Raw genomic sequence first — 24,122 nt, 5'->3', positions numbered from 1 at the left:
ATCGTTTCGATTGTGTCATGCCGTTACTGGTGTTTCGAATCGGTGACGGCCGGTTGACGGCCGGTTCCGGTATAAACGGAGCATGAACGCGTTCGCCGATGTCGCCCGTTCGGACTACATCAGTCTGACCACCTTCACCAAGGACGGCCGACCCAAGCCGACCCCGGTGTGGGCGGCCCCCTCGCCGGCCGGCGACGGGACGCTGTGGGTGATCTCGCAGTCGTCGGCGTGGAAGGTCAAGCGGATCCGCAACACCCCGGGCGTGACGATCGCGCCGTGCGACGTCCGGGGCAACGTCAAGGGCGACGCGGTCCCGGCCACCGCACGCCTCCTCGACCCGGCCCAGACCGGTGATGTCTATGCGGCGATCAACCGCCGGTACGGACTCCTCGGCCGCGGCTTCACCTTCTTCTCGAAACTGCGCGGCGGGATGGCCAACAACATAGGGATTGAACTGCACGGATGACGTCCCCGGGCCGCTCGGCCCGTCGTCGGTTAATCTGGTCGACATTATGGAATCAGCTACTCGCCAGATCTCCCCGCGGCATCCCGCGCAGGAGACATTTGTCCGATTCGTCGGCTCGTCGATCTTCGTCAGCCGCTGGCTGCAGGCCCCGCTCTACATCGGGCTGATCGCCGCGCAGGCCGTCTATGTGGTGGTGTTCTGGAAGGAATTGGTCCACCTCATCCGCGACTTCGGCGAGCTCTCCGAAGAAGACGTCATGCTGATCGTCCTCGGCCTCGTCGACGTCGTGATGATCGCCAACCTGTTGATCATGGTGATCATCGGCGGCTATGAGACCTTCGTTTCACGGATCGGGATGGAGAGCCATCCGGACAAGCCGGAATGGCTGTCGCATGTTAACCCGAACGTGCTAAAGGTGAAGCTGGCGATGTCGATCATCGGCATCTCGTCGATCCACCTGCTCAAGTCGTTCATCGAGGCGGGTGCGACGGTCAACCAACCCAACGGCGCCGACAAGCTGATGTGGCAGACCCTGATCCACATGGCGTTCATCGCGTCGGCGATCGGCTTGGCCTACGTCGACTGGATCTCGGCGAAGGCCGCAGCGCTCAACCACCAGTCCACCGGGACCGGCGACCAGCTCTAGCGCGCGGTCCGTGGCCGCCGGCACGCCCGGCAAGGGATAATCGTCGACTGTGACATCGATGAAGATGGTGGCGTGGTGACCGGCGCCCTCGACGGGATCCGCGTACTCGAAATCGGCACGCTGATCTCCGGCCCGTTCGCCGGTCGACTGCTCGGCGACATGGGTGCCGAGGTGATCAAGATCGAGCCGCCCGGACACCCCGACCCGATCCGGGGGTGGGGCCAGGTCGACGTGGACGGGCACCGTCTGCTGTGGACCGTCCACGCCCGCAACAAGTCCGCGGTGACGCTCGACCTGCGCCGGCCCGAGGGCCGGGAGGTCTTCCTGGACCTGGTCGGGCGCTCGGACATCATCGTCGAGAACTTCCGGCCGGGCACGTTGGAGAAGTGGGGCTTGGGCTACGAGGTGCTGTCGGCGGCCAACCCCGGCATCATCCTGGTCCGGGTGTCCGGCTACGGGCAGACCGGACCCGACGCGGGCAAGGCGGGCTATGCGTCGGTCGCCGAGGCGGCCAGCGGGTTGCGCCACATGAACGGCTTCCCCGGCGGGCCGCCGCCGCGATTGGCGATCTCGCTCGGCGACAGCCTGGCGGGCATGTTCGCCGCACAGGGGGCGTTGGCGGCGCTGTACCGGCGCACCGTCACCGGCCGCGGGCAGGTCGTCGACGCCGCCCTGATCGAGGCCTGCCTGGCCGTCCAAGAGTCCACCATCCCCGACTACGACGTCGGCGGTGTCGTCCGCGGACCGTCGGGCACCCGACTCGACGGGCTCGCACCGTCCAACATCTACCAGGCCTCCGACGGCACCTGGCTGGTCATCGCCGCCAACCAGGACACCGTGTTCGCACGGCTGTGCGCGGCGATGGGCCGCCCCGAACTGGCACACGACCCCGACTACGCCGACCACAACGCCCGGGGTGCCCACCAAGACGAACTCGACGCGATCATCGGCGCGTGGGCGGCGCAGCTCTCCCCCGGCGAGATCACCGACCGGTTGACCGAGGCCGGCGTGGTGTGCGGGCCGATCAACACCGTCGCCCAGGTGGTGCGCGACCCCCAGTTGCTGGCGCGCGACATGATCGTCGATCACTACGACGAACGGATCGGACGGGCGGTGAAGGGACCGGGGATCGTCCCGAAACTCTCCGAGACACCGGGATCGATCCGCCGCGCCGGCCCTGCGCGGCCGGGCCAGGACAACGCGCAGGTGTTCGGCGAGTTGCTCGGCTACCCCGACGAGAAGATCGCCGAACTGCGCGACAGGGGAATCCTATGACGCATGTGACCATCCGCGACGTCGCGATGCGCGACGGCTTGCAGATCGAGGTACCGATCCCCCTCGACGCGAAGCTCGCCCTGCTCGAGGCGATCGTCGCCACCGGCGTCACCGAGGTCGAGGCGACCGCTTTCGTGTCCCCGACCAAGGTGCCGGCGCTCGCCGACGCCCCCGACCTCGCCGCCGAGCTGGCCCGCTACCCCGGGGTCGCGTTCTCCGCCCTGGTCGCCAGTCCCAACGGGGCCAAGCGGGCCGTGGCGGCCGGGATCGATTCCATCGAGTACGTCGTGGCGGCGTCCGACGGGTTCAGCCGCGCCAACGTCGGCCGTGGCACTGCCGAGGCGGTCGGCCTCATCCCGGAGATCGTGTCGATTGCGGCCGACGGCGGGGCGACGGTCGAAATCGCCGTCGCCACCGTGTGGGACTGCCCCTTCGACGGCCCCACCCCGGTCGATCGGGTGCGCTCGGTGGTCGACGCGGCCGTCGCCGCCGGCGTCGACCGGATCATGGTCGCCGACACCATCGGGACCGCCGTGCCCGCGCGCGTGACCACGGTGCTGGACCGGATCCGTCCGCTGATCGGCGACCTACCGCTGAGCTGCCACTTCCACAACACCCGCGGCGCCGGGCTGGCCAGCGCCTATGCCGCCGTCGAGGCGGGCGTGACCCGGCTGGACTCGTCGGCCGGCGGGCTGGGCGGCTGCCCGTTCGCACCGGGCGCCACCGGCAACATCGCCACCGAAGACCTCGTCTACCTGTTGCGCGACAGCGGGATCGACGTCGACGTCGACGTCGACCGGGCGATCGAGGCCGCCCGCGTCGCCCGGCGGGTCGTCGGGCATGAGCTGCCCAGCGCCCTGCTCGCCGCCGGCGACCGCACCCGCTAGACCCGTCGCGGCACGCGGCGTTGTCGGACCCGACCGACGACGGCCCGCCTCCCTGTCGGGAAGCGGGCCGTCGTGGTCTCGGCGGAGCCGGAGGGGCCGATTACTTGGCCTTCTCCAGCACCTCCACCAGGCGCCAGCGCTTGGTGGCGCTGGTCGGGCGGGTCTCCATGAGGAGAACGCGGTCGCCAATGCCGGCGTCGCCATTCTCGTCGTGGGCCTTCACCTTGCTGGTGGTGCGGATGATCTTGCCGTACAGCGGGTGGCTCTTGCGATCCTCCAGCTCGACGACGATCGTCTTCTGCATCTTGTCGCTGACCACATAGCCGATCCGCTCCTTGCGGCGGCCACGGGTCTCCTCGGTCGTGCTCACGTTCTTGTCCTCACTCATGCGTCAGCCTCCGGCCCACCCGCGAGGCCGAGCTCGCGCTCGCGCATCACGGTGTAGATACGGGCGATCTCGCGACGCACGACGCGCAGCCGCCGGTTGTTGTCCAGCGAACCGGTCGCCGTCTGGAAGCGAAGGTTGAACAGCTCTTCCTTCGATTCCTTCAGGCGAGCGATCAACTCGTCGTCGCCGAGCTCGCGCAGCTCTGTAGCAGCAACTCCCAGTGCCATCAGAAGCGCTCCTCTCGCGTCACGATCCGGGTCTTGATCGGGAGCTTGTGCTGCGCGCGGCGCAGGGCCTCGCGAGCAATCTCCTCGTTGGGGTAGGTCATCTCGAACAGCACGCGGCCCGGCTTCACCGGGGCCACCCACCACTCCGGCGAACCCTTGCCGGAACCCATGCGGGTCTCGGCGGGCTTCTTCGTCAGCGGACGGTCCGGGAAGATGTTGATCCACACCTTGCCGCCACGCTTGATGTGCCGGTTGATGGCGATACGAGCGGACTCGATCTGCCGGTTGGTGATGTAGGCACCCTCGAGCGCCTGGATGCCGTAGTCACCGAAGGTCACCTTGGTGCCACCGGACGCCCGGCCCTTCAGGCTGGGGTGGTGCTGCTTGCGGTGTTTAACCCGACGTGGGATCAACATGGCTAGCTCTCCTGGTTCTCCTGCGCGGACGCAGGCTCGGTCGCGGGCGCAGCCTCGACCGCCACCGCACCGGTGTCGGCGGCGGCGTCAGCCGCACGACCTGCCTCGGTGCTGGTCGCCGTGGTGCCCGAGGCACCACTGCGACGCGGACGGCTGGGGCGGCGCGAACGACGGTCGTCACCGGCGGGAGCGGCAACAGCTGCCTGCTCGCGGCGGCCACCGACGACGTCGCCCTTGTAAATCCAGACCTTCACGCCGATACGGCCGAAGGTGGTCTTGGCCTCGTACAGGCCGTAGTCGATGTCGGCGCGCAGCGTGTGCAGGGGCACGCGGCCCTCGCGGTAGAACTCGCTGCGGCTCATCTCGGCCCCGCCCAGACGACCCGAGCACTGGACCCGGATTCCCTTGACGTTCGGCTGCCGCATGGCCGACTGGATCGCCTTGCGCATCGCGCGGCGGAACGCCACACGGTTACTCAACTGCTCGGCGATGCCCTGGGCCACCAGCTGCGCCGACGACTCGGCGTTCTTGACCTCGAGGATGTTCAGCTGCACCTGCTTACCGGTGAGCTTCTCCAGGTCGCCGCGGATGCGGTCGGCCTCGGCGCCACGCCGGCCGATGACGATGCCCGGTCGCGCGGTGTGGATGTCGACGCGGACGCGGTCACGCGTGCGCTCGATCTCCACCTTGGCGATGCCGGCGCGCTCCAGCCCCTGCGAGAGGAGCTTGCGGATGGCGACATCCTCTTTCACGTAGTCCGCGTACTGCTTGTCGGCGTACCACCGCGAACTCCAGTCCGTGGTGATGCCCAGACGGAAGCCGTGCGGGTTGATTTTCTGACCCACTACTGGGCTCCCTTCTTAGCCTGGCGCGACCGGCCGCGGCCCCGCTCGGCCGACGCGTCGGCGACGCTCTCGACGATCACGGTGATGTGGCTGGTGCGCTTGCGGATGCGGAACGCACGGCCCTGGGCACGCGGCTGGAACCGCTTCATGGTCGGGCCCTCATCGGCGAACGCCTCGGCGACGACCAGGGTCCGGCGATCCAGATCCAGGTTGTTCTCCGCGTTGGCGATGGCCGACTGGAGAACCTTGTACACCGGCTCGCTCGCGGCCTGGGGCGCGAAGCGCAGGATGTCCAGCGCCTCGTCGACCTTCTTGCCGCGAACCAGCGCGAGCACGCGACGGGCCTTCATCGGCGTCGTGCGCACGAACCGGGCGGTGGCCCGGGCCTGCGGGTTGTCAGTCTTAGTACTCATGATTACCGGCGCTTCGCTTTCCGGTCATCCTTGATGTGACCTTTGAACGTACGGGTCGGGGCGAACTCGCCCAGCTTGTGGCCGACCATGTTGTCCGAGACGAACACCGGCACGTGCTTGCGACCGTCGTGGACGGCGAAGGTGTGACCGATGAAGTCGGGGATGATGGTCGAGCGGCGCGACCAGGTCTTGATGACCTGCTTGGTGCCCTTTTCGTTCTGAGCGTCCACCTTCGCGAGGAGGTGGTCGTCGACGAACGGGCCCTTCTTGAGGCTGCGTGGCATTCTCTAACTCCCTCCTGTTTATCGCTTGTTCTTGCCGGTGCGGCGGCGTCGGACGATGAGCTTGTCGCTCGGCTTGTTCTTGCGGGTGCGGCCCTCGGGCTTGCCCCACGGGCTGACCGGGTGGCGACCACCGGAGGTCTTGCCCTCGCCACCACCGTGCGGGTGGTCGACCGGGTTCATGACCACACCGCGGACGGTCGGGCGCTTGCCCTTCCACCGCATGCGGCCGGCCTTGCCCCAGTTGATGTTGCTCTGCTCGGCGTTGCCGACCTCGCCGACGGAGGCGCGGCAGCGCACGTCGACGCGGCGGATTTCACCCGACGGCATGCGGAGGGTCGCGTACGTGCCCTCCTTGCCGAGGAGCTGGATCGACGCGCCGGCGCTGCGGGCCATCTTGGCACCGCCACCCGGACGGAGCTCCACCGCGTGGATGACCGTACCGGTCGGGATGTTGCGCAGCGGCAGGTTGTTGCCCGGCTTGATGTCGGCGTTGGGGCCGGTCTCGACGATGTCGCCCTGCGACAGCCCCTTCGGCGCGATGATGTATCGCTTCTCGCCGTCGAAGAAGTGCAGCAGCGCGATGCGCGCGGTGCGGTTGGGGTCGTACTCGATGTGAGCGACCTTGGCGTTGATGCCGTCCTTGTCGTTACGACGGAAGTCGATGACGCGGTAGGCGCGCTTGTGCCCGCCACCCTTGTGACGGGTGGTGATGCGTCCGTGCGCGTTGCGGCCGCCACGGCCGTGCAGCGGGCGGACCAGCGACTTCTCCGGGTGATCACGGGTGATCTCCGAGAAGTCCGAACCGCTCGCACCGCGACGACCCGGGGTCGTCGGCTTGTACTTACGAATTGCCATGAGTCAAAGTCCTCTACTCGTCTCCGGTGCCGGCGCTTACGCGCCCGGGTTCCCGAAGATCTCGATCGGCTTGCTGCCTTCGGCCAGGGTCACAATCGCGCGCTTGGTCGAGCGACGCTGCCCGAAACCACCGCGGGAGCGCTTGCGCTTGCCCTGGCGGTTGGCGGTGTTGACGCTCGCCACCTTCACGTCGAAGATCTTCTCGACCGCGATCTTGATCTCGGTCTTGTTCGACGACGGCGCCACGATGAACGTGTAGACGTTGTCCTCGATCAGCCCGTAGGCCTTCTCCGAGATCACCGGCGCCAGGATGATGTCACGCGGATCAGCGTGCGTAGCCATACCTAGGCCTCCTCTTTCTTGCTCTGATTGCCCTCGATGAAGGCGTTCAGCGTCTCGACGGTGAACACGACATCGTCGGAGTACAGAACGTCGTAGGTGTTCAGCTGGTCCGGCGCGATCGGGTTGACGTTGCCGAGGTTGGCCACACTGCGCCAAGCCGCCTCGTCCTCGCGCGAGAGCACGACGAGGAAGTTGCGACGGTCGCTGAGCAGCTCCAGGAACTTGCGCGCCGACTTGGTCGACGGGGTCTGCCCGGCAACCAGCTCGGTGACGACGTGGATGCGGTCGTTGCGCGCCCGGTCGGAGAGGGCTCCGCGCAGGGCGGCGGCCTTCATCTTCTTGGGGGTGCGCTGGCTGTAGTCGCGCGGCTGCGGGCCGTGGACGGTGCCACCACCGGTGAACTGCGGCGCACGGGTCGAGCCCTGACGTGCACGGCCGGTGCCCTTCTGGCGGTACGGCTTGGCGCCACCGCCGCGGACCTCGCCGCGGGTCTTGGTCGCGTGCGTGCCCTGGCGGGCCGCGGCCTGCTGGGCCACGACGACCTGGTGCAGGAGCGCGATGTTGGCCGGGGCGTCGAAGATCTCCGCGGGCAGCTCGACGGTTCCGTCGGTCTTGCCATCGGTGGTCTTGACGTCCAACTTCAAGTTGGTCTTCGTCTCGGTGCTCACTTGGTCGCACCACCCTTCACTGCGTCGCGCACGACCACGATGCCGCCCTTGCGGCCGGGGATCGCGCCCTTGATCAACAGCAGACCGGCCTCGGTGTCCACCTTGTGGACGGTGAGGTTCTGCGTGGTCACCTTGTCGTTACCCATGCGGCCGGCCATGCGCATGCCCTTGAACACGCGACCCGGGGTGGCACAGCCACCGATCGAGCCGGGTGCGCGGTGCACGCGGTGGGCACCGTGGCTGGCGCCCAGACCGGCGAAGCCGTGGCGCTTCATGACGCCGGCGAAGCCCTTGCCCTTGGAGGTGCCGGTCACGTCGACCAGCGCGCCCTCGGCGAAGAGCTCGGCGGTCAGCTCCTGGCCGACCTCGAACTCGCTGGTGTCCGCGACGCGGATCTCCGCGACGTGGCGGCGCGGCGTGACACCGGCCTTGGCGAACTGTCCGGTCACCGGCTTGTTGACCTTGCGGGGGTCGATGGCCCCGTAGGCGAGCTGGACGGCGGTGTAGCCGTCGCGCTCCGCGGTGCGGATCTGGGTGATGACGTTGGGTCCGGCCTGGACCACGGTCACCGGGACGACGCGGTTGTTCTCGTCGAACACCTGGGTCATGCCGAGCTTGGTGCCCAACAGGCCCTTCGTGCTGCTCTGGTTACTCATTGATTAGCCACCCCCGCTTACTGGATGTTCACGTCGACGCTCGCCGGCAGGTCGATGCGCATGAGCGCGTCAACCGTCTTCGGCGTCGGGTCGAGGATGTCGATGAGTCGCTTGTGGGTACGCATCTCGAAGTGCTCGCGGCTGTCCTTGTACTTGTGCGGCGAGCGGATGACGCAGTACACGTTCTTCTCGGTGGGCAACGGCACCGGGCCGACAATCCGTGCACCCGTACGGGTCACGGTCTCCACGATCTTGCGCGCCGAAGCGTCGATCGCCTCGTGGTCGTAGGCCTTGAGCCTGATGCGGATCTTCTGTCCCGCCACGCTGGTCCTCTTCCGTCAGTTGTTCTCGACAGACGAACGCACGCATGTGGGCACCGGCAACTCGGCGATCACTGTCCACGGACACGGCCGCGGATCGACGCTGTTCATCTGTCGTTGTACGTGCCGCCGGTGAGATCGGCGGCGGGTCTTGCCTCCGGTCCACGCGGTCGGGCGTGTCGAGTCCGTGGGGCTGATGCTCCACGCGGTACACGCGCGATCCCCGCGGGACGCGGGTGTCGGCTCCCAGGATCGGGCCGCACGAATCCGTGCCACCCGATCAAGGCAACCCGACAAGTATGCACCACCCGACCCGTGCAGTCCAAATCGCTCTACCACCTGCTCCGGAGCTTGCTGCGGACCACCGGATAGACCTGTCCGACGCCTCCTCTACCGTTGCTGACGTGCCGCAGACATCCCCCGGAGCGCTCAGCCCCTTCCCGTCGATCGCCAATTTCCGCGATCTCGGCTATTGGACCGGGCACGACGGCCTGATCATCCGCCCGTCCACGATCTACCGCGCCAACGACTTCGAGCGGATCAGTGACGGCCGACCGAACCGGTCTGGCCGATATCGGCCTGAAGACGATCGTCGACCTGCGCACCGATACCGAGCGCGAGGGCGCACCGGATCCCCAGTTCCCCGGCGTGACCGAGCTCGCCCTCGACGTCCTCGCCGACACGACGTCGATCGCACTGCCGGCCAATATTGCCGAACTGCTGGCCGACCCGGCCGTCGTCGCGCAGATGTCGGCGGAGCTGACCGTCGACAAGGCGCACTCGCTCATGGCTTCCACCTACCGCGACTTCGTCACCCTCGACAGCGCGAAACGGGGGTTCGGCGACTTCTACACCGGCCTGCTCGACGGCGGTCGCACGCCGGCGCTGTTCCACTGCACCAACGGCAAGGACCGCACCGGCTGGGCCGCTGCGACCTTCCTGAGCCTGATGGGTGTCCGCACCGAGGATGTCTACCGCGACTACCTGCTGACCAATGATCGACTGCTCCCCGCGATGCAGCCGATGGTTGACCGCTTCACCGCGGCCGGCGGCGATCGCCGGCTCTTACTCCCCCTGCTCGGCGTCGACACCGCGTATCTCGATGCCGCTTTCGATCAGGTCCGGGTGGAATACGGGACGCTGGAGCGGTACTTCGGCGAAGCCTTGGGCGTCGACGCCGAGGCCCAGCGAGAATTGCGCTCCCGCTTCCTCGTCACCCCCGTCTAACCGCCGACTGGGCCCTGATCTTCGCCGACTGGGCCCTGATCTTCGCCGACTGGGCCCTGATCTTCGCCGACTGGGCCCTCCCCTCAACCGGCTTACGCGGTGGATCGTGACCACATGATGCTGGCCACGATCCACCGCATAAGCGCAACGACGAAGGCGTGGTGCCCAGTCGACGGATTTAAGGGCCCACTCGGCGAGATTGAGGGCCCACTCGGCGAGATTGAGGGCCCACTCGGCGGGGGCGGGAACCAATCACGCCGGCCCATCGTTGTCCGAGTTCGGGCTTTTGAATGTTCTTTGATGAGAGGAACCCTCGATGTCTTTCACTTCAGCTCCGCCCGTGGGGCCCAACATCCCTGTCCACGCGCCGCCGCCGCGGCCGAATCCGGTCAGTGCACCACCACTGCCGGTGACGGCTTTGCTCGCCGCCGTCGTCGGGGGTGTCATCGGCGCAATCTTCTGGCGCATCGACGAGTCGGGTCTGGGCACGACGATCACCGGTTTGGCGGTCGTGGGGCTCATCATCGCCACGGCTCCGGATGACTTCCGCCGCCGGGATCGCGGCTATTGGATCCCGCTGACCGTCGGGATTGCCGGACTGCTCCTCGTCCCGACCGTCCTCGACGCCGACTGGGTGGGTGGCATCTGCGTCTTCGTCGCGACCTGCGCCACCCTGCTCCTGCTGGTGCGCGCCCACAATCTGGCCGAGGTGTGGATCGCGGCGATCGCGCCCTTGATCGCCCCGTTCTTCGCTCTCGCCGAGCCGTTCCGCAGGCGCCGGCCGGCCTCGCCGAAGCCGGTGACCGACGGGGCCGGTGCGGCACCGCGCGCCCGGATCGCGCTGGTGGCCACGGCCGTCGGCGCGGTGACCGTCCTGTTGCTCCTCGTCTTCGGCGCGCTCTTCGCCGGGGCCGACCCGACGTTCGGCAAGCTCTTCGACATCGACCTGTCCAACCCGTTATCCGCCGACGTCATGGCCGCCCTCGTCGCGGGCGTGTTCATCGCATGGGTGACCCTGACCGGATCCCTGTTGGCCAACGTCCGGATCAGCGCTTCGACGGCCGGCACGCGCCGCTATCCGCCGTCGTGGGCCTGGGCGGTCCCCATCGGTGCGCTCCTGGCGCTGTTCCTCTTGTTCCTGGCAATGCAGGCCCGGGCGCTGTTCGGCGGCGACGACTACGTCCAGCGCACCGCCAACCTCACCTACTCCCAGTACGCCGTGCAGGGATTCTGGCAGCTGCTCGTCGTCACCCTGCTCGTCATCCTCGTGGCCACGGCCGCCTGGTGGTTCATCGACGCCGACGATGCCGGCCAGCGACGCACCGCCCGCCTGCTCCTGGGTGGACTGTGTCTGGCGACCTTGCTCGTCGTCGTTTCCGCATTCGTGCGGATGGAGCGCTACATCAACGCCTACGGGGCCACGCGCGACCGCGTCTTCGGGCTCTACTTCGAGGTGTTCCTGGCCGCGGTGATCATCGCGATCATGGCGGTGGGACATCGCTTCGACGCGGGACCCCTGGTCCGCCGGGTCATCCTGTTGACGGTGTTCAGCGCGCTCGGCTTCGCGCTGCTCAACCCCGATGCCCTCATCGCCAAGACGAATGTCGACCGCTCCGCCGCCGCACCGGACAAGGTGGATTCCTGGTATCTGGGAAGTCTGTCCGCCGACGCCTACGGCCAACTGGACCGGCTTCCCGAACCCGGTCGGCAGTGCGCCCAGTGGCGGATCCGCTTCAACCGCGCCGCCGACGCCTCGTGGCGGGATGCCAACATCTCCCGCGCGCGCTTGCCCGCCGGCGCGGTGACCCAGGCCGACCGACCCGCCCACTGCGGTGAGTTCCGCTACGACCCCTAGCGACGAGGCCGCCTGGGGCGCGCCGGAATCACGAAACCGGCCCATGGCCAAGCTAACTTACTTTGCAGTAAGGTAAGTGGTATGTCAGATTCCACCGCGCGCCCCAGCGCGACCTACGCCCTGCGCAAGCGCCTGCCCCGCAACGCCCTCGGCAATGCCCTGTTCTCAGCGGGGATGGTCGCCAAGGTCCCCTACTTCGGCACCATCCTGCCGTTCGTCACCGAGATGGAGCCCGGCTTCTGCAAGGTGACCGCCCCCAAATGGATCGGCGTCCACAACCACCTCGGCACCTTCCATGCGATCGCCGCGTGCAACTTGGCCGAGACCGCCATGGGCATGTTGATGGAGGCCACCACCCCCACCTCGCACCGGTGGATCCCCAAGGCCATGACCACCCAGTACCTCACCAAGGCTACGACGCGGTTGACCGCCGAGGCACGTCTGGCCGAGCCGATCGAGTGGGACACCGTCACCGAGGGCCGCGACGTCGTGGTCAACGTGTCGATCCGCGACACCGAGGGCGTCGAGGTGGTCCACTGCGACATCACCACCTGGGTCACGCCGGCCTAGTTGCCAATCAGCGCAGCGCATCGGCGATGACGATCGCCGCCATCATGATGGTTGCGTGCGGCCCGCTGCTGACCTTCGGCAGGATCGACCCGTCGACGACGCGCAGGCCGGGCACGCCGTCAACGGCGCCGAGCCAATCGGTGCGTTGCCCCATCGGGAGACTCCCCCACGCATGCTGAGAGGTGCCGACGACGGGGTCGACCCGGACCGATCCGTCGACCACCAGGTCTGCCAACCCCGACGACGAGAGGGCCGCGACGACGCCGTCGACCGCGCCACCGACCTCTCCGATCGGTGCCAGCTCGACCTGCAGCCCACCATCGCCGAGACTCAGCGACCCGGCCTGCGCCGGCACCATCTCGGCCACCCCGACGGCCGGCCCCGTCGCCGCCAGACCGGTGATGAAGGCGGCGAAATCATCGGCGTAGCAACGAATTTCGACGTCGTCGTGGTGAACGACGCTCGGCAGCAGCACCGGGCAGTGGCTGTTCTCGCGCGCCGCATAGCGCACCAGCACCTCCCGGTGTTCGTACACCGGTAGCGGCGTGCGAACCACACCGGCGGCCATCAACAGCTCCGCGGTACCCAGCGTCCCGGCACACACGACGACCTCGCCGGCCCGCAATTCCTCACCGTCTGCCGCCACCACCCCGACGACCCTCCCCCGCTCGACGACCAGACCGGCGACGGGTGACTGCGCCCGAACCGTCAACGACGCCCGCCCACGGGCCGGCTCCAGATAGGCCTGTGCCGCGGTCCGACGCGTCACACCCCCGCCGTTCACCGGCACCCGCTGCGCCCCGATTCCCGGCCACGGATCCAAATCCACAGTGTCCCAATACGATTCCAGCGCGCACGTCACCGGCGGCACCTCCTCGTCGTCGAGCCGGCGCACCGTCATGGTGCCGCCGCGGGCACCGCCGTCGAGCTCGTCGTAGGCCGCCTCGATGGCTAACGCGGTAAACGGAGCGCCCCAGCCGTCGAAGTCGGAGCGCCGGGTCCGCAGAAAGTACCCGCCGTTGACCACCGACGACCCCCCGACCGCGCGGCCCCGCACCACCGGCGGTGCCGCGCCGTACCAGCGAGCCAGCCCCGACGGCGATCCCGGCGAGCCGAGAACCATCCGGTCGGCGCGCAGCGCGTCACCGGTCGGCCACCCGCCGGCCTCGAGCAGGACCACCGAACGATTGCGGGAGAGCCGTTCGGCCACAACACAGCCCGCACTGCCGGCCCCGACGACGAGGACGTCGGAAACCATCAGGCCAGGACCGGCATCAACGCAGTGGCGTCATGGTCGCGCAAAGCGCCCTGCCACAGGCCGGTGCCGTAGGCCAAGTCGTCCAGGCGCCTCAGGACGAAGAACGACATCGGGTCGACGTCGGGGATGCGCCGTTCGGCAAACGCCGTCCGCAACCAGGCCACCAGGGCATCGGCCACGGCCATCTGCAGCCACAGCAGCCGCAGCCGCCCCGACAGCAAGGCGGCGATCAGCGCCACCGGCCAGTAGTGCCGACACACCGCACCGCCGGCCTGGATCAGTCCGTGCCCCACCGATGCCGCGGTGAGTTCGGCGGCCACCCGTTCACGCTGAGGCATCGCCCCCAGCCGCTGCCGGACCGTCCACCCGGCGAAACCCGCACAGGCGACCGCGACGATCAAACCCAGCCGGGTGCGCGTCAACAGCGCCACGACGGCCAGCGCAGTCGGGATCCGCATCGCCAGCGGCGCCGCCTTGCGGTCGTGCCGGTCCGCCAGCAGTGCCGCCCCGGTGCCGTAGAAGCGGCGTCGCCCCAGCAGCGCGGGCAGCGTCGAGCGGTGCTCGTGGGCCACCCGCACAATCGGGTCGTAGCGCAACCGCCATCCGGCCGCCGACATCCGCCAGCACAAGTCGACGTCCTCGGCGACGCGAAGATCCTCGTCGAATCCGGGAAAAGCACTGCGCCGCACCACCATTGCCGCACTCGGGACGTAGGCGACCCGACTACCCGGCCGCACCGACGCCTCCCGCGGACCCATGTCGAGGGAGGAGAACCCGGCTTCATACCGTTCGACGACACTCGGCCGCGACACCGGCAGCCCGACGATGCGCGGCGCCACCAAACCGACGGCGGGATCGGAGAAGTGGGCCATCAACGCCGCCAGCCATTCGCCACACGGGCCCTGCTCGGCCGAGGCCGACTTCGGGTCTCCGGTGTGGTGGGGTACGACGTCGGAGTCGAGGAAGGCGACAAACTCCGATTCCACCAGTGCCGCACCATGATTGCGCGCTGCGGCTGGCCCCCGACTGGTCTCGAACCGGGCGACGACGACCCCTTCGGGCACGTGGACGGGAACCGCCGAACCGTCGTCGACGACCACCACCGGCACGTCGTCGGGCAGCGCCGCGAGCAGTCGGTCGATGCCAGACTGGTTGTCCCGCACCGGAATCACGACGGTGACCTCGTCGATGTGCGGGCCGAACATGGGCCTTGGGTGGGCCACGTCGGAGTCGAGGAGCTTGCGGGCCAGTGCCCCAGAGTCATTGTCGCGCACGGTGATCCGACCGTCTTCGTCGATCATCGAGACGGCGCGCGCCGACATCCGCAATAGGCGCGTCGGCGATCCGCCGACAATGTGCGTCCAGTCCCCGCGAGCGGACCGGCGGTCAATCTGTACCTGGAAACCGCTGGGCAGCACGGTATTCGGTTCGGTCACCGCACCCGACCTCTCTCGTCGGGAGTCCACCCAACCGCCGCCGCAGCGAGGTCGTCGACCAATGCCGCCATGATCTGCTCGCCGTCTTCGGCGGTGGCGGTGGTGGGGTCGCCGAGGATTCCGGTGGGAGACACCGCGACGGTTCCGCCCCGCCGCAGGTCGTCGATGATGTGGGGCAACGGCGCGGTGACCCCGGGAACGGCGGCGTCGGTGTCGACCGCCTGCGGCGCAAAGGACAGCAGCATCGAGGTCTCGGTGTGCCCGGCATGAGCGTCGCCGCCCGTCGGGGCGCAGGCGAACCAGGCCGCGTCGCGGCCCTCGTAGCGCAGAAGCGAAACCGCATCGGCAAGTGCGGACAGGTTGCCGCCATGGCCGTTGACGAACAAGATCCGCGGCGCCCACCGGCACGCGCTGCGGCCGAACTCGACCAACAGATCGCGCAGCACCTGCGAACCGATGGAGATGGTGCCGGGGAAGCCCTCGTGCTCGCCGCTGGCGCCGTACCCGATCGCGGGCGCCACCAGCGCATCGCACCGCTGCGCGGCACGGGTGGCCACCTCCACGGCGACCCGCGTGTCGGTGTCCAGCGGCAAGTGCGGCCCGTGCTGTTCGGTGGCACCGAGCGGCACCAAGACGAGGGCGGCGAGACCGTCGATCGCGGCCGACGTCTGCGCCCCCAACTGCGCCTGCGTCATTGCGCCGAGTGTAGTCGCGCGAGGGCTTCGGCGATACGGTGTCGGGCAAGGTCGGCCGGCCCTCTGCCGAGCGCTTGCTCGGTATGAAATGCTGGACGGCAGACATCAACTGAAAGCGCGCGTGCTCACACGCGCCAGCGACCCTGTGGAGGCACCCCGCCATGACGACTCACGACTCCGGCCGCCCCGGCCCTCTGAGCTCCGTCCGCGTCATCGAGTTCGCCGGCATCGGCCCCGGCCCGCACGCCGCGATGCTGCTCGCCGACCTCGGCGCCGACGTGATCCGCGTCCAGCGGCCGGGCGAACTCCCCAAGGAGGGTCGCAACGCCGACGCGCTGCTGCGCGGCCGGCGCGTCGTCGAGGCCAACCTGAAGAACCCGGCCGACCGCGAGACCATCCTCAACCTGGTCGCCAAGGCCGACGCGATCATCGAGGGCTTCCGCCCCGGCGTCATGGAGCGCCTCGGCTTCGGCCCCGAGGACCTCGCCGCGGTCAACCCCGGTCTGGTGTACGGCCGGATGACCGGCTGGGGCCAGGACGGACCGCGTGCCGAGTTGGCCGGGCACGACATGAACTACATCTCGCTGACCGGCATGCTGCACGCGATCGGCCGCGCCGACGAGAAGCCGACCCCGCCGTTGAACCTCGTCGGCGACTTCGGCGGCGGCTCGATGTTCCTCGTCATCGGCATCCTCTCGGCCCTGGTGGAGCGCAGCGTCTCCGGCAAGGGGCAGGTCATCGACGCGGCCATGGTGGACGGCGCCTCGGTCCTGGGCCAGATGATGTGGGCCTTCCGCGGCACGGGCCTGTGGCAGGACCGCCGCGGTGCCAACCTCCTCGACACCGGCGCCCCGTTCTACGAGGTGTACGAGACCTCCGACGGCAAGTGGATGGCCGTCGGCTCGATCGAGCCGCAGTTCTACGCCGAGCTCCTCAAGGGGCTGGGCCTCGAGGGCGAGGATCTGCCCCATCAGCTGGACATGGGCCGCTGGGGCGAGCTCAAGGACAAGTTCACCGAGGTCTTCAAGACCAAGACGCGCGACGAATGGGCCGCGGTCTTCGACGGCACCGACGCGTGTGTCTCGCCGATCCTCGACTTCCTCGAGGCCCCGCAGGACCCGCACCTCGCCGCCCGCGGCACCCTCGTCGAGATCGACGGGGTGATGCAGGCGCAGGTGGCCCCTCGCTTCTCGCGCACCCAGCCCGACACCCCGACCGGACCGCAGCGCACCGCCACGGATCCGGCGTCGCTCTGGAACGACTGATCAGGCGGGGGCAACCCCGCAGATCACCGCGCCGACGATGGTCGCGACCGTCTGGTCGTCGAGTGTCTGCTTGGGAATCAACCACCGGTAGAAGAGTGGGCCGATCAACAGGTCGCGCACGGCGCCGGCAGGGATTGCCCGGTCGATGGCGCCGTCGGCCTGGGCCCGCGCGATCATCTGGTCGAGGATCGCTCCGCGCGGGCGGAGGTACTCGGCGGTGAGCGCGGCGAGTTGGGGGTCGCGCAGCGCCAGCGCGTGCAATTCCATGACGACCGGCGTGTGGTCGCTGGCGGTGAACCGATGGACGAAGTCGGTGACCGACGCGACGAGGTCCGCCAGCGGCGCACCCGTGTCCACGTCGTGGACCTCCGGAACCACCGAGCTGATGGCGTGGACGGCGAGACTCGCCGTCGACTCGCCTCGCCGGTAGAGGGTCGACCGGGGGACGTCGGCACGCTTGGCGACTTCGCTGATCGACAGCCCGTGGTATCCCCGTTCGGCGAGCAGGCGCAGCACCGCCTCATCGACCCGGCGGCTGATGTCTCCCGCCAGGGGCCGGCCCAGCGGCGCCGTGGAGTTGTGGTTCATCCCGACCATCCACCCATTATGCAACAGTTTGTTGCGTAAGTCCGGTTGCGCGCCTACTCTGTTCCCCAACCACAAGAAGGGCGGCACCTGTATGCGAAAGACAATCAGTTGGGCGGTCGTCGCACTGTGCGCGACCGCGGCCTCCGCAGTCACGGCCACGCCGAGCAACGCCGCCACGATGTGCGCCCCGGTGCGCGTCACCCCTGTCACCGCACCGTCGACCCCGGCGGTCGACTGGTCGGAGAACCTCGGTTACGACGCCGATGGCCGCCTCTGGGTCTCCCGGATTGCGAAAAGCGTTGTGCAACAGCTTGACTCCCGCGGTCGCGTGGTCAAGAGCGTCGCCGTGCCCTTCCCCGGCGCCGTGCGGTCCGGGCCGGGCGATCAGATGTACGTCACCTCTTTCACCCGCGAGTTGACCACGCTGACGGGCAGCGGTGCGGTGTACCGCTTCGACCCCCGGGCGCCGAAGCCGACCGCCCGACCCTTCGCCCGCGCCTTGGGCCTGCCCAACGGCCTGGCCTTCGACGCCGCCGGCGCGGGACATGTCGGCGACACCTGGCGCGGGGTGGTGCGGCTGCGCCGGAACGGGACCGTCGACGCCGGCTGGTCGGCACGCGCGCCGCACAACCTCTCCCCAACGCTCACCGTCAACGGCACGAGCATCAACGGCGTCGCCGTCGTCGGCCGCAGTCTCTACGTCACGATGACGACCAGCCTGACCGGCCGCGTGTTGCGGGTGCCCCTCGACGCGCCGTCGCGGACGACGCCGGCGGCCGACCTCACCGCCCCGCTGCCCGGGCTCCTCGATGACCTGACGCCACTCGGGACCGACCGGCTCGCCGTCACGTCGACGACCGGAACGCTCTATTTCGTCGACATCCGCACCGGTGCGGCATGCGCCGCCCCGGTCGGCCAACCCGTCACCTCGGTTGCGGCCGATCCCCGGGATCGGCACAGCGTCGTCGTGGGCACCGAAACCGGGTACGTACTGCGGGTGCGACGCGGCTAGACGATATGAGGTGACGCCCGGCGCACCACGACCGGTCAGCGCTGGTCGTCGGCCAATCGTCGTAACCACTCGGCCAGCAACGACGTCTCGGTCGTGCCGAGGACGTCCGGATTGCGCACGGCATAGTCGAGCGCACCGAGCAGCGCTTCCCGCCGGGTATCGGCCGCGGCCACACCCGTCCCGGTGATCGCCCCGATCACCGCGTCGCGCACGGCCGCCGACAGCGCCGGGTCGGGTTGTTCGGCCACGATCTGGCGCAGGGTCACCCCGACGTTGGTCGCCAGGATGTGGCCCACCGCCTGCTCGGGGGGCACGACAAGGCGGTTCTGCTCGTCGGCGCGCCGCACCAGTGTGCGCAGCATCGCGGTCGGCGCAGCCTGGGCCGGCGAGGTGTCCCCCGGCCGCACCGCGCCGTACATGAGCGCGTAGACGCCCGGGTTCGCCAGCCCGAATGCGACGTGGGAATCCCACCCGTCGCGGATGTCCTGTATCGGATCGCCACTGGATTCCGCCTGGGCCTTCGCTGCGGCGTACTGCTCGAAACCGCGGGCGACGACGGCCTCGGTCAGCCCCTGCTTGTTGCCGAAGAAATGGTAGAGCGTCGGCATCTTCACTCCGGCCCGGTCACAGACCTCGCGCAACGAGAACTCCTCGCCCGGCGCAGCCGCGATCAACTCGGACGCGGCGTCCAGCAGGCGCGTCCGGGTATCACTCGACGTCTTCTCCACAGTCCGTTATAGTATCGCTGTATCGCTGATATAGCGATATGTATCGTCAATATAGGAGCATGGATGAGCACCCACACACTCGCTGGAAAGAACGTTCTCGTCGCCGGCGGAGCCAAGAATCTCGGCGGCCTGGTCAGCCGATTGGCCGCCGACCAGGGCGCCAACGTCGCCCTCCACTACAACTCGCCGCAATCGGCAGACCAGGCCGAGGAGACCGCCGACTACGTGCGGTCACAAGGCGGTGAGGCCGTCGTCCTGACCGGCGACCTGACCGTTCCGGAGAACGTCGAGCAGTTGTTCGCCGGCGCGGCGGCCGCCCTGGGCCCGGTCGACGTTGCGGTCAACACGGTCGGGAAAGTGCTGCGCAAGCCGATCGTCGAGACTTCGGAGGACGAATACGACTCGATGTTCGACATCAACAGCAAGGCCGCCTACTTCTTCATCAAGGAGGCCGGACGCAACCTCGCCGACGACGGCAAGGTCATCACCATCGTCACGTCCCTCCTCGGCGCCTTCACCGACGGCTACTCGACCTATGCCGGCGGCAAGAGTCCGGTCGAGCACTTCACCCGGGCCGCAGCGAAAGAGTTTGCGCCGCGCGGCATCTCGGTGACCGCGATCGCACCCGGCCCGATGGACACCCCGTTCTTCTACGGCCAGGAGACGCCCGAGCGCGTCGAGTTCCACAAGTCGCAGGCAATGGCGGGACAATTGACGCAGATCGAGGACATCGCGCCGATCGTCACCTTCCTGGCCACCGACGGATGGTGGATCACCGGCCAGACGATCTTCGCCAATGGCGGCTACACCACCCGCTGACCACCAGAATCGACACCAGAATCAACAATGACGACACCAACCGAAAGGACGATCCGATGAGCACCACCACTCCCCCGCCCGTCACCGCCTTCATCGACGCGGTCAACCGCCACGACGAGGCCGGGTTCCTCGACGCATTCACCGACGACGGCTTCGTCGACGACTGGGGCCGGATCTTCACCGGCCGCGACGCGATCAAGGGCTGGAGCGACAAAGAGTTCATCGGGGCCAAGGGCACCATGACGGTCACCGAGGCGACGACCACCGGCGATTCGACGGCAGTGGTCGCCGACTGGCGCAGCACCTGGGCCAACGGGCTGAGCAGGTTCACCTTCGCCGTCGTCGGGGACAAGATCGCCTCGATGACGATCCGCGAGGGCTGAGGCCGCCGACGGCGGTCAGACCTTCGACGACCCCATGTCGATCTGGAACTCCGCGCCGGTCACGGCCTGGGCGGTGGCCAGGTAGAGCACCGCGTCCGACAGGTCGTCGAGGGTCGCCACCGGGTAGTGGTTCATCATCGACGGGAAGTGTTCGCCGTAGGTCTCAAAGGCCTTGAACGCCTCCGGGTCTTCCACACCCATCGGCGTGTTGACCGCGTAGGGGTGCACGGTGTTGACCCGGATCCGCTTGGGGCCCAGCTCCTTTGCCGCCGACTGCGCCAAGCCGCGCAAGCCGAACTTTGACGCCGAGTAGGAGGCCTGGGCGGGCATCGCCTTCAACCCCGCCGTCGACGAGATGATCGTGATCGAGCCGCCGTTGCGGGCCTCGATCATCGGCGGGATGACCGCCTTGAGGGTCTTCCACGTACCGACGAGATTCACGTCGACGACGTCGGTGAACTGCGCCTCGGTCAGCTCCCACGTCAGGCCCCAGGTGAGGATGCCGGCGTTGGCGACGACGTGGTCGAGGCGCCCGAAGGCCTCGATCCCGTCGGCGACGAGCTGCTGCTGCACCGCAAGATCGCGGGTGTCGCCCTGGCGGGCCAGGATCTTGCCGCCGGCCTCCTCGACCAACCGGACGGTCTCGGCGAGATCGTCGGCCGTCGCCGTCGGGTAGGTCTGGTGATCGGCAACCCGGTCGGCGATGTCGAGGCCGATGATCGACGCGCCTTCGGCGGCGAAGCGCACAGCGTGGTTACGGCCCTGACCTCGGGCGATACCGGTGATGTAGACGACCTGGCCGTCGAACTGTCCCATATCGCAAACTGTAACACGTTCTAGTTTGCGGTCGGGGGCGTCGGCGCCCTCCCAACCTGGTGATCGGGTCGAGAGTTCGGCCCGTCGGAAAGTTCGAGTAGTCGTCTACTCGCGCCACCTCCTCGAGTCCGCGATGAGATCGACTCACCCCGACCAGAGGAGAAGACCATGCCCCCAACGACCGTCCGCCTCGGCATACTGGCTGCGGCGGCCCTCATTTCAGTCAGCCTTGGAAGCGGTGCCGCGAGCGCAGCACCGACCACCAAGGTGAGCGTCGCCGGAAACGTTGCGACCATCACCACGACGTTGTCGACCCCGTCGACGTTCTGGGTCTGCTTCCTCCGGAAGTATCGGACCAGCACCGACTTTCAGACGCTGTCGGACAACAAGTCATACAGTGCGGGGAACCTGACGGTGTCCTCACCGCCGTTGGCCGACGGCAAGTACCGCGTCGGTGTGCGTTGCTATGACCCCGCCCAGCAGGCGGCGACAGACTTCGTCTCGACACCGACGACGATCTATGTCGGCCCGATGGCCGGGATCTATCGGGCGCTTGACGGCGCCGGCAGCTCCAGCCTCGTTCCCTCCCCGTAGGCGACCGGCGACACGCCGAACGCTAGCCCGACGACTCGCACCGCCGTCGAACCTCGTCCAGGTTCGCCGTGATCGCCGCCCGGAAGCCGGCCAGGCGGCGGGAGATGATCCGCCCCTCTTTCTCCGGTGCGGCGTCGATCGCGGCCTTCAGTGGCGAGGGGGCCAGACCGATGCGCGCGAACTGGCGCACCACCGACCCGGTGCGCGAGGGATCGACCTCGAAGCCCCACTGCGCCCACGGCACCATGTCGCCGGTGGTGACCTCGTAGACCCAACGGCGCTCCGGTTCGACCTCGACGACGGTGCAGATCGTCTCGGTGCGGCCGACACCCTCAATGTTGTTGTGCCCGACGAACCGCGCGCCGACCACCGGTTCGGTCGCACCGTCGAGCCACTCGACCCGCTGCAACTCTCCCGGCAGGCCCACCGGGAGAGCGATGTCGGTGACCACCGGCCACACCGCTGACGGCTCGGCGCCGACGCTGATCTCGACCTCGACGGTGGGCTGATCTCGGTAGCGCATGTCGCCACCGTATCCGATCCCCACACCCCCACTACCTGGACCCGGTCGACGACGCCGGACGCCGCAGCGGTCGCCGGCCGCGGAATCGGGTAGTCCGCTACGCGTGGCCCGGATGATCCGCCGCAGTCTACTGATTGTGGCTCCATCAAGCCGACCGGACGCCGCAAACGCGGCACGGCGGCGGCAGATCATCCCCTCAGTCTGCCGCAGCTCCGCGGTCCGGCCAGCCTCAGTCGGCGGCGGCCACCGCCGGCGTGAACGCCCCCCGATAGGCGGCGGCCGGGTGCCGATCGGGCAGCAGATCGTCACCGGTCAGCTTGCGCCGCACCGTGCCGTCGGCGTAGTCGCGCTGCACCAATCCGCGCTCGCGCAGCACCGGTACCACGTGGTCGATGAACTCGACGTAGCTGCCCGGAATGGTGGAGTTCACCACGTTGATGCCGCCGACACCGGCATCCTGCCACCGCTCCAAGATGTCGGCGATCTGCTCGGGGGTGCCGACCACCCGCGACGACCGGCCGGTCAGCAGGCCGACGTCGCGCACCGTCGCCGGGCGGCCCTGGACGGCCTCCTCGACCCACTGCAGCAGGCTGCGTGACGCCTCCGACTCGATCTCGCCGATCGGGGTGTCGAGGTCCAGAAAGCCCAGGTCACGTCCCGTGCCGCCGGCGAGGTGGGCCACCATCGTGTCGATGTCGATGGACTCCTCGAGCTCGGCCTCCTTGCGGCGCGCCTCCTCCTCGGTCGACCCGATGACGAAGTTCAACCCCTGGAAGTACGTCACGTCACCGGCCCGGCGGCCGGCCTCGACGACGAGGCGGTCGGTGTCGGCGATCAACGGCGCGGCGGCCTCCGGCGACGGCGAGATGATGAACTGGGCCTCGGCGTTGCGCGCGGCGAACCGGCGCCCGGCTGGCGACGAGCCGGCCTGGAAGAGCACCGGGGTGCGCTGCGGCGACGGTGCCGCCAGGTGCGGCCCCTCGACGCGGTAACGCTTCCCCTCGTGGTTGATCTTGTGGATCTTGCTCGGGTCGCCGTGGCGCCCGGACGTCTTGTCCTGGATCAGCGCCCCGTCGTCCCAAGACCCCTCCCACAATTTGTAGACGACATCGACGTACTCGTCGGCCCACACATACCGCTCGTCGTGCGGGGTCAACCCGGGCAGGCCGAAGTTGCGCGACGGGTTCTGGCTGGGGCTGGTCACGATGTTCCAGGCGATCCGGCCGTTCGACGCGTGGTCGAGCGTGGAGATGCGGCGGGCGAAGCTGAACGGGTGGTCTTGCAGCACCGAGCTGGTAATCGCGATGCCCAGGTTCTCGGTGTTGTAGGCAATGGCCGACGCGATCACCGAGGGGTCGTTGCTGGGGATCTGCAACCCGGTCTCGACGAACTTGTCCCAGCCGCCGCGGTAGTCGTCGTAGAGGCCCACCACGTCGGCGAAGAAGATGAAGTCGAACTTGCCCTCTTCGAGCTTGCGGGCCAAGGAAACCCAGTGCTCGAGCGAGTTGAAGTTGTGCTGCTGGGCCTCCGGCCGCCGCCACGCCCCGTGCAGGATGTGCGACGTGGTGTTCATGACGAACGCGGACAGGCGGAGGAGTGGACGAGACGACATGGCGGCCAAAGCCTTTCAACGGGAGCTGGATTCCGCCTCAGGCTAGGGCCGCC

Annotated in this window: 31 protein-coding genes; 12 read left to right on the top strand and 19 right to left on the bottom strand. The window is 68.5% G+C overall.

The genetic code is table 11. From position 1 onward, the window contains the following. The first annotated feature begins 82 nt into the window (after positions 1-82). The 4 genes from nbrcactino_RS17250 (at position 83) to nbrcactino_RS17235 (ending at position 3,274) form a co-directional block, all read left to right on the top strand. A complete protein-coding gene (locus nbrcactino_RS17250; protein WP_161928684.1) occupies positions 83-466 on the top strand; it encodes a PPOX class F420-dependent oxidoreductase in 384 nt (127 codons plus the stop codon). Between the two features lie 46 nt (positions 467-512). After that, positions 513-1,112, top strand: a complete 600-nt coding sequence (locus tag nbrcactino_RS17245; RefSeq protein ID WP_161928683.1) for a TIGR00645 family protein — start codon at positions 513-515, stop codon at positions 1,110-1,112. Between the two features lie 75 nt (positions 1,113-1,187). Further along, a complete protein-coding gene (locus tag nbrcactino_RS17240; protein WP_186343417.1) occupies positions 1,188-2,387 on the top strand; it encodes a CaiB/BaiF CoA transferase family protein in 1,200 nt (399 codons plus the stop codon). After that, on the top strand, positions 2,384-3,274 hold the full coding sequence (locus nbrcactino_RS17235) for a hydroxymethylglutaryl-CoA lyase (protein ID WP_161928681.1): 891 nt from the start codon (positions 2,384-2,386) through the stop codon (positions 3,272-3,274). Before nbrcactino_RS17240 ends, nbrcactino_RS17235 begins: the two co-directional genes overlap by 4 nt. A gap of 100 nt (positions 3,275-3,374) precedes the next feature. Here the strand turns inward: nbrcactino_RS17235 and rpsQ are convergent, their stop codons facing one another. From rpsQ to rpsJ, 11 genes are read right to left on the bottom strand one after another with little or no spacing between them, the layout of a single operon-like run. Next, positions 3,375-3,662 carry a 30S ribosomal protein S17 gene (gene rpsQ / locus nbrcactino_RS17230; protein ID WP_161928680.1) on the bottom strand — a complete coding sequence of 96 codons (288 nt, stop codon included), beginning with the start codon at positions 3,660-3,662 and terminating at the stop codon, positions 3,375-3,377. Then, the gene (gene rpmC, locus nbrcactino_RS17225; protein ID WP_161928679.1) at positions 3,659-3,889 is read right to left on the bottom strand and encodes a 50S ribosomal protein L29; all 231 of its coding nucleotides are present in this window, start codon (positions 3,887-3,889) and stop codon (positions 3,659-3,661) included. The genes rpsQ and rpmC overlap by 4 nt, the downstream gene beginning before the upstream one ends. Continuing rightward, positions 3,889-4,305, bottom strand: coding sequence for a 50S ribosomal protein L16 (rplP, locus tag nbrcactino_RS17220; RefSeq protein ID WP_007320503.1), 417 nt, complete (start codon positions 4,303-4,305; stop codon positions 3,889-3,891). The genes rpmC and rplP overlap by 1 nt, the downstream gene beginning before the upstream one ends. A 2-nt stretch (positions 4,306-4,307) precedes the next feature. Further along, entirely contained in the window at positions 4,308-5,150 is an 843-nt protein-coding gene (gene rpsC / locus nbrcactino_RS17215; RefSeq protein WP_161928678.1) for a 30S ribosomal protein S3, read from the bottom strand. After that, positions 5,150-5,563 (bottom strand): 50S ribosomal protein L22, encoded by a 414-nt coding sequence (gene rplV, locus nbrcactino_RS17210; protein WP_161928677.1) that lies wholly within the window; start codon positions 5,561-5,563, stop codon positions 5,150-5,152. The genes rpsC and rplV overlap by 1 nt, the downstream gene beginning before the upstream one ends. A gap of 2 nt (positions 5,564-5,565) precedes the next feature. Then, complete coding sequence (gene rpsS, locus nbrcactino_RS17205) at positions 5,566-5,847, bottom strand: 30S ribosomal protein S19 (RefSeq protein WP_006367915.1); 282 nt, start codon at positions 5,845-5,847, stop codon at positions 5,566-5,568. An 18-nt stretch (positions 5,848-5,865) separates the two neighbouring features. Beyond that, a complete protein-coding gene (gene rplB / locus nbrcactino_RS17200; protein ID WP_161928676.1) occupies positions 5,866-6,702 on the bottom strand; it encodes a 50S ribosomal protein L2 in 837 nt (278 codons plus the stop codon). A 36-nt stretch (positions 6,703-6,738) separates the two neighbouring features. Beyond that, positions 6,739-7,044, bottom strand: a complete 306-nt coding sequence (gene rplW / locus nbrcactino_RS17195; RefSeq protein ID WP_161928675.1) for a 50S ribosomal protein L23 — start codon at positions 7,042-7,044, stop codon at positions 6,739-6,741. Between the two features lie 2 nt (positions 7,045-7,046). Then, positions 7,047-7,712, bottom strand: coding sequence for a 50S ribosomal protein L4 (rplD, locus tag nbrcactino_RS17190; RefSeq protein WP_161928674.1), 666 nt, complete (start codon positions 7,710-7,712; stop codon positions 7,047-7,049). Then, positions 7,709-8,368 carry a 50S ribosomal protein L3 gene (gene rplC, locus nbrcactino_RS17185; RefSeq protein ID WP_161928673.1) on the bottom strand — a complete coding sequence of 220 codons (660 nt, stop codon included), beginning with the start codon at positions 8,366-8,368 and terminating at the stop codon, positions 7,709-7,711. The genes rplD and rplC overlap by 4 nt, the downstream gene beginning before the upstream one ends. Positions 8,369-8,385: 17 nt before the next feature. Beyond that, a complete protein-coding gene (gene rpsJ, locus nbrcactino_RS17180; RefSeq protein ID WP_007318892.1) occupies positions 8,386-8,691 on the bottom strand; it encodes a 30S ribosomal protein S10 in 306 nt (101 codons plus the stop codon). Positions 8,692-9,231: 540 nt separating this feature from the next. Between rpsJ and nbrcactino_RS17175 the strand changes: the two genes are divergently transcribed. From nbrcactino_RS17175 to nbrcactino_RS17165, 3 genes are all read left to right on the top strand, one after another. Next, complete coding sequence (locus nbrcactino_RS17175; RefSeq protein ID WP_308470349.1) at positions 9,232-9,915, top strand: tyrosine-protein phosphatase; 684 nt, start codon at positions 9,232-9,234, stop codon at positions 9,913-9,915. 409 nt (positions 9,916-10,324) lie between these two features. Then, complete coding sequence (locus nbrcactino_RS17170; protein ID WP_161928672.1) at positions 10,325-11,770, top strand: DUF4153 domain-containing protein; 1,446 nt, start codon at positions 10,325-10,327, stop codon at positions 11,768-11,770. A gap of 81 nt (positions 11,771-11,851) precedes the next feature. After that, positions 11,852-12,340, top strand: coding sequence for a hotdog fold domain-containing protein (locus tag nbrcactino_RS17165; RefSeq protein ID WP_161928671.1), 489 nt, complete (start codon positions 11,852-11,854; stop codon positions 12,338-12,340). A gap of 7 nt (positions 12,341-12,347) precedes the next feature. On the opposite strand, the gene mftG is transcribed toward nbrcactino_RS17165, so the two are convergent. The 3 genes from mftG to mftE are packed head-to-tail and all read right to left on the bottom strand — an operon-like array spanning position 12,348 to position 15,729. Then, a complete protein-coding gene (mftG, locus tag nbrcactino_RS17160) occupies positions 12,348-13,598 on the bottom strand; it encodes a mycofactocin system GMC family oxidoreductase MftG (protein WP_161928670.1) in 1,251 nt (416 codons plus the stop codon). Further along, a complete protein-coding gene (mftF, locus tag nbrcactino_RS17155) occupies positions 13,598-15,034 on the bottom strand; it encodes a mycofactocin biosynthesis glycosyltransferase MftF (RefSeq protein ID WP_161928669.1) in 1,437 nt (478 codons plus the stop codon). The genes mftG and mftF overlap by 1 nt, the downstream gene beginning before the upstream one ends. Further along, positions 15,031-15,729 carry a mycofactocin biosynthesis peptidyl-dipeptidase MftE gene (gene mftE, locus nbrcactino_RS17150; protein ID WP_161928668.1) on the bottom strand — a complete coding sequence of 233 codons (699 nt, stop codon included), beginning with the start codon at positions 15,727-15,729 and terminating at the stop codon, positions 15,031-15,033. The genes mftF and mftE overlap by 4 nt, the downstream gene beginning before the upstream one ends. Positions 15,730-15,890: 161 nt before the next feature. Between mftE and nbrcactino_RS17145 the strand changes: the two genes are divergently transcribed. After that, entirely contained in the window at positions 15,891-16,994 is a 1,104-nt protein-coding gene (locus tag nbrcactino_RS17145; protein WP_161928667.1) for a CaiB/BaiF CoA transferase family protein, read from the top strand. Here nbrcactino_RS17145 and nbrcactino_RS17140 read toward each other — a convergent pair whose 3' ends face one another. Beyond that, entirely contained in the window at positions 16,995-17,591 is a 597-nt protein-coding gene (locus nbrcactino_RS17140) for a TetR/AcrR family transcriptional regulator (RefSeq protein ID WP_228460996.1), read from the bottom strand. Positions 17,592-17,673: 82 nt separating this feature from the next. Here nbrcactino_RS17140 and nbrcactino_RS17135 point away from each other — a divergent pair, with 82 nt between their 5' ends. Then, complete coding sequence (locus nbrcactino_RS17135; RefSeq protein WP_161928666.1) at positions 17,674-18,594, top strand: SMP-30/gluconolactonase/LRE family protein; 921 nt, start codon at positions 17,674-17,676, stop codon at positions 18,592-18,594. A gap of 35 nt (positions 18,595-18,629) precedes the next feature. Here the strand turns inward: nbrcactino_RS17135 and nbrcactino_RS17130 are convergent, their stop codons facing one another. Further along, positions 18,630-19,322 (bottom strand): TetR/AcrR family transcriptional regulator, encoded by a 693-nt coding sequence (locus nbrcactino_RS17130; protein ID WP_161928665.1) that lies wholly within the window; start codon positions 19,320-19,322, stop codon positions 18,630-18,632. Between the two features lie 63 nt (positions 19,323-19,385). Here nbrcactino_RS17130 and nbrcactino_RS17125 point away from each other — a divergent pair, with 63 nt between their 5' ends. Both nbrcactino_RS17125 and nbrcactino_RS17120 read left to right on the top strand, forming a co-directional pair. Continuing rightward, positions 19,386-20,141 carry an SDR family oxidoreductase gene (locus nbrcactino_RS17125; RefSeq protein ID WP_161928664.1) on the top strand — a complete coding sequence of 252 codons (756 nt, stop codon included), beginning with the start codon at positions 19,386-19,388 and terminating at the stop codon, positions 20,139-20,141. Between the two features lie 56 nt (positions 20,142-20,197). Then, a complete protein-coding gene (locus nbrcactino_RS17120) occupies positions 20,198-20,524 on the top strand; it encodes a nuclear transport factor 2 family protein (protein WP_161928663.1) in 327 nt (108 codons plus the stop codon). Between the two features lie 15 nt (positions 20,525-20,539). Here nbrcactino_RS17120 and nbrcactino_RS17115 read toward each other — a convergent pair whose 3' ends face one another. After that, the gene (locus tag nbrcactino_RS17115; protein WP_161928662.1) at positions 20,540-21,340 is read right to left on the bottom strand and encodes a mycofactocin-coupled SDR family oxidoreductase; all 801 of its coding nucleotides are present in this window, start codon (positions 21,338-21,340) and stop codon (positions 20,540-20,542) included. A gap of 168 nt (positions 21,341-21,508) precedes the next feature. Between nbrcactino_RS17115 and nbrcactino_RS17110 the strand changes: the two genes are divergently transcribed. Beyond that, a complete protein-coding gene (locus nbrcactino_RS17110) occupies positions 21,509-21,934 on the top strand; it encodes a hypothetical protein (protein ID WP_161928661.1) in 426 nt (141 codons plus the stop codon). 22 nt (positions 21,935-21,956) lie between these two features. Here nbrcactino_RS17110 and nbrcactino_RS17105 read toward each other — a convergent pair whose 3' ends face one another. Together nbrcactino_RS17105 and nbrcactino_RS17100 are read right to left on the bottom strand one after the other, a co-directional pair. Beyond that, a complete protein-coding gene (locus nbrcactino_RS17105; RefSeq protein WP_161928660.1) occupies positions 21,957-22,457 on the bottom strand; it encodes an SRPBCC family protein in 501 nt (166 codons plus the stop codon). A gap of 229 nt (positions 22,458-22,686) precedes the next feature. Then, positions 22,687-24,069 carry an LLM class flavin-dependent oxidoreductase gene (locus nbrcactino_RS17100; RefSeq protein ID WP_161928659.1) on the bottom strand — a complete coding sequence of 461 codons (1,383 nt, stop codon included), beginning with the start codon at positions 24,067-24,069 and terminating at the stop codon, positions 22,687-22,689. Positions 24,070-24,122: the final 53 nt, after the last annotated feature.

It is taken from the genome of Gordonia crocea, assembly GCF_009932435.1.
Lineage (GTDB): Bacteria > Actinomycetota > Actinomycetes > Mycobacteriales > Mycobacteriaceae > Gordonia > Gordonia crocea.
Note: the sequence above shows the minus strand (reverse complement) of the source record. Positions and strands in the feature narration are given on the sequence as shown.

Coding starts and splice junctions, on each gene's coding strand:
- nbrcactino_RS17250 (WP_161928684.1), top strand. CDS start 83: ATGAACGCGTTCGCCGATGTCGCCCGTTCGGACTACATCAGTCTGACC.
- nbrcactino_RS17245 (WP_161928683.1), top strand. CDS start 513: ATGGAATCAGCTACTCGCCAGATCTCCCCGCGGCATCCCGCGCAGGAG.
- nbrcactino_RS17235 (WP_161928681.1), top strand. CDS start 2,384: ATGACGCATGTGACCATCCGCGACGTCGCGATGCGCGACGGCTTGCAG.
- rpsQ (WP_161928680.1), bottom strand. CDS start 3,662: ATGAGTGAGGACAAGAACGTGAGCACGACCGAGGAGACCCGTGGCCGC.
- rpmC (WP_161928679.1), bottom strand. CDS start 3,889: ATGGCACTGGGAGTTGCTGCTACAGAGCTGCGCGAGCTCGGCGACGAC.
- rplP (WP_007320503.1), bottom strand. CDS start 4,305: ATGTTGATCCCACGTCGGGTTAAACACCGCAAGCAGCACCACCCCAGC.
- rplV (WP_161928677.1), bottom strand. CDS start 5,563: ATGAGTACTAAGACTGACAACCCGCAGGCCCGGGCCACCGCCCGGTTC.
- rpsS (WP_006367915.1), bottom strand. CDS start 5,847: ATGCCACGCAGCCTCAAGAAGGGCCCGTTCGTCGACGACCACCTCCTC.
- rplB (WP_161928676.1), bottom strand. CDS start 6,702: ATGGCAATTCGTAAGTACAAGCCGACGACCCCGGGTCGTCGCGGTGCG.
- rplW (WP_161928675.1), bottom strand. CDS start 7,044: ATGGCTACGCACGCTGATCCGCGTGACATCATCCTGGCGCCGGTGATC.
- rplC (WP_161928673.1), bottom strand. CDS start 8,368: ATGAGTAACCAGAGCAGCACGAAGGGCCTGTTGGGCACCAAGCTCGGC.
- nbrcactino_RS17165 (WP_161928671.1), top strand. CDS start 11,852: ATGTCAGATTCCACCGCGCGCCCCAGCGCGACCTACGCCCTGCGCAAG.
- mftG (WP_161928670.1), bottom strand. CDS start 13,598: ATGGTTTCCGACGTCCTCGTCGTCGGGGCCGGCAGTGCGGGCTGTGTT.
- mftE (WP_161928668.1), bottom strand. CDS start 15,729: ATGACGCAGGCGCAGTTGGGGGCGCAGACGTCGGCCGCGATCGACGGT.
- nbrcactino_RS17145 (WP_161928667.1), top strand. CDS start 15,891: ATGACGACTCACGACTCCGGCCGCCCCGGCCCTCTGAGCTCCGTCCGC.
- nbrcactino_RS17140 (WP_228460996.1), bottom strand. CDS start 17,591: ATGGTCGGGATGAACCACAACTCCACGGCGCCGCTGGGCCGGCCCCTG.
- nbrcactino_RS17135 (WP_161928666.1), top strand. CDS start 17,674: ATGCGAAAGACAATCAGTTGGGCGGTCGTCGCACTGTGCGCGACCGCG.
- nbrcactino_RS17125 (WP_161928664.1), top strand. CDS start 19,386: ATGAGCACCCACACACTCGCTGGAAAGAACGTTCTCGTCGCCGGCGGA.
- nbrcactino_RS17120 (WP_161928663.1), top strand. CDS start 20,198: ATGAGCACCACCACTCCCCCGCCCGTCACCGCCTTCATCGACGCGGTC.
- nbrcactino_RS17115 (WP_161928662.1), bottom strand. CDS start 21,340: ATGGGACAGTTCGACGGCCAGGTCGTCTACATCACCGGTATCGCCCGA.
- nbrcactino_RS17110 (WP_161928661.1), top strand. CDS start 21,509: ATGCCCCCAACGACCGTCCGCCTCGGCATACTGGCTGCGGCGGCCCTC.
- nbrcactino_RS17105 (WP_161928660.1), bottom strand. CDS start 22,457: ATGCGCTACCGAGATCAGCCCACCGTCGAGGTCGAGATCAGCGTCGGC.
- nbrcactino_RS17100 (WP_161928659.1), bottom strand. CDS start 24,069: ATGTCGTCTCGTCCACTCCTCCGCCTGTCCGCGTTCGTCATGAACACC.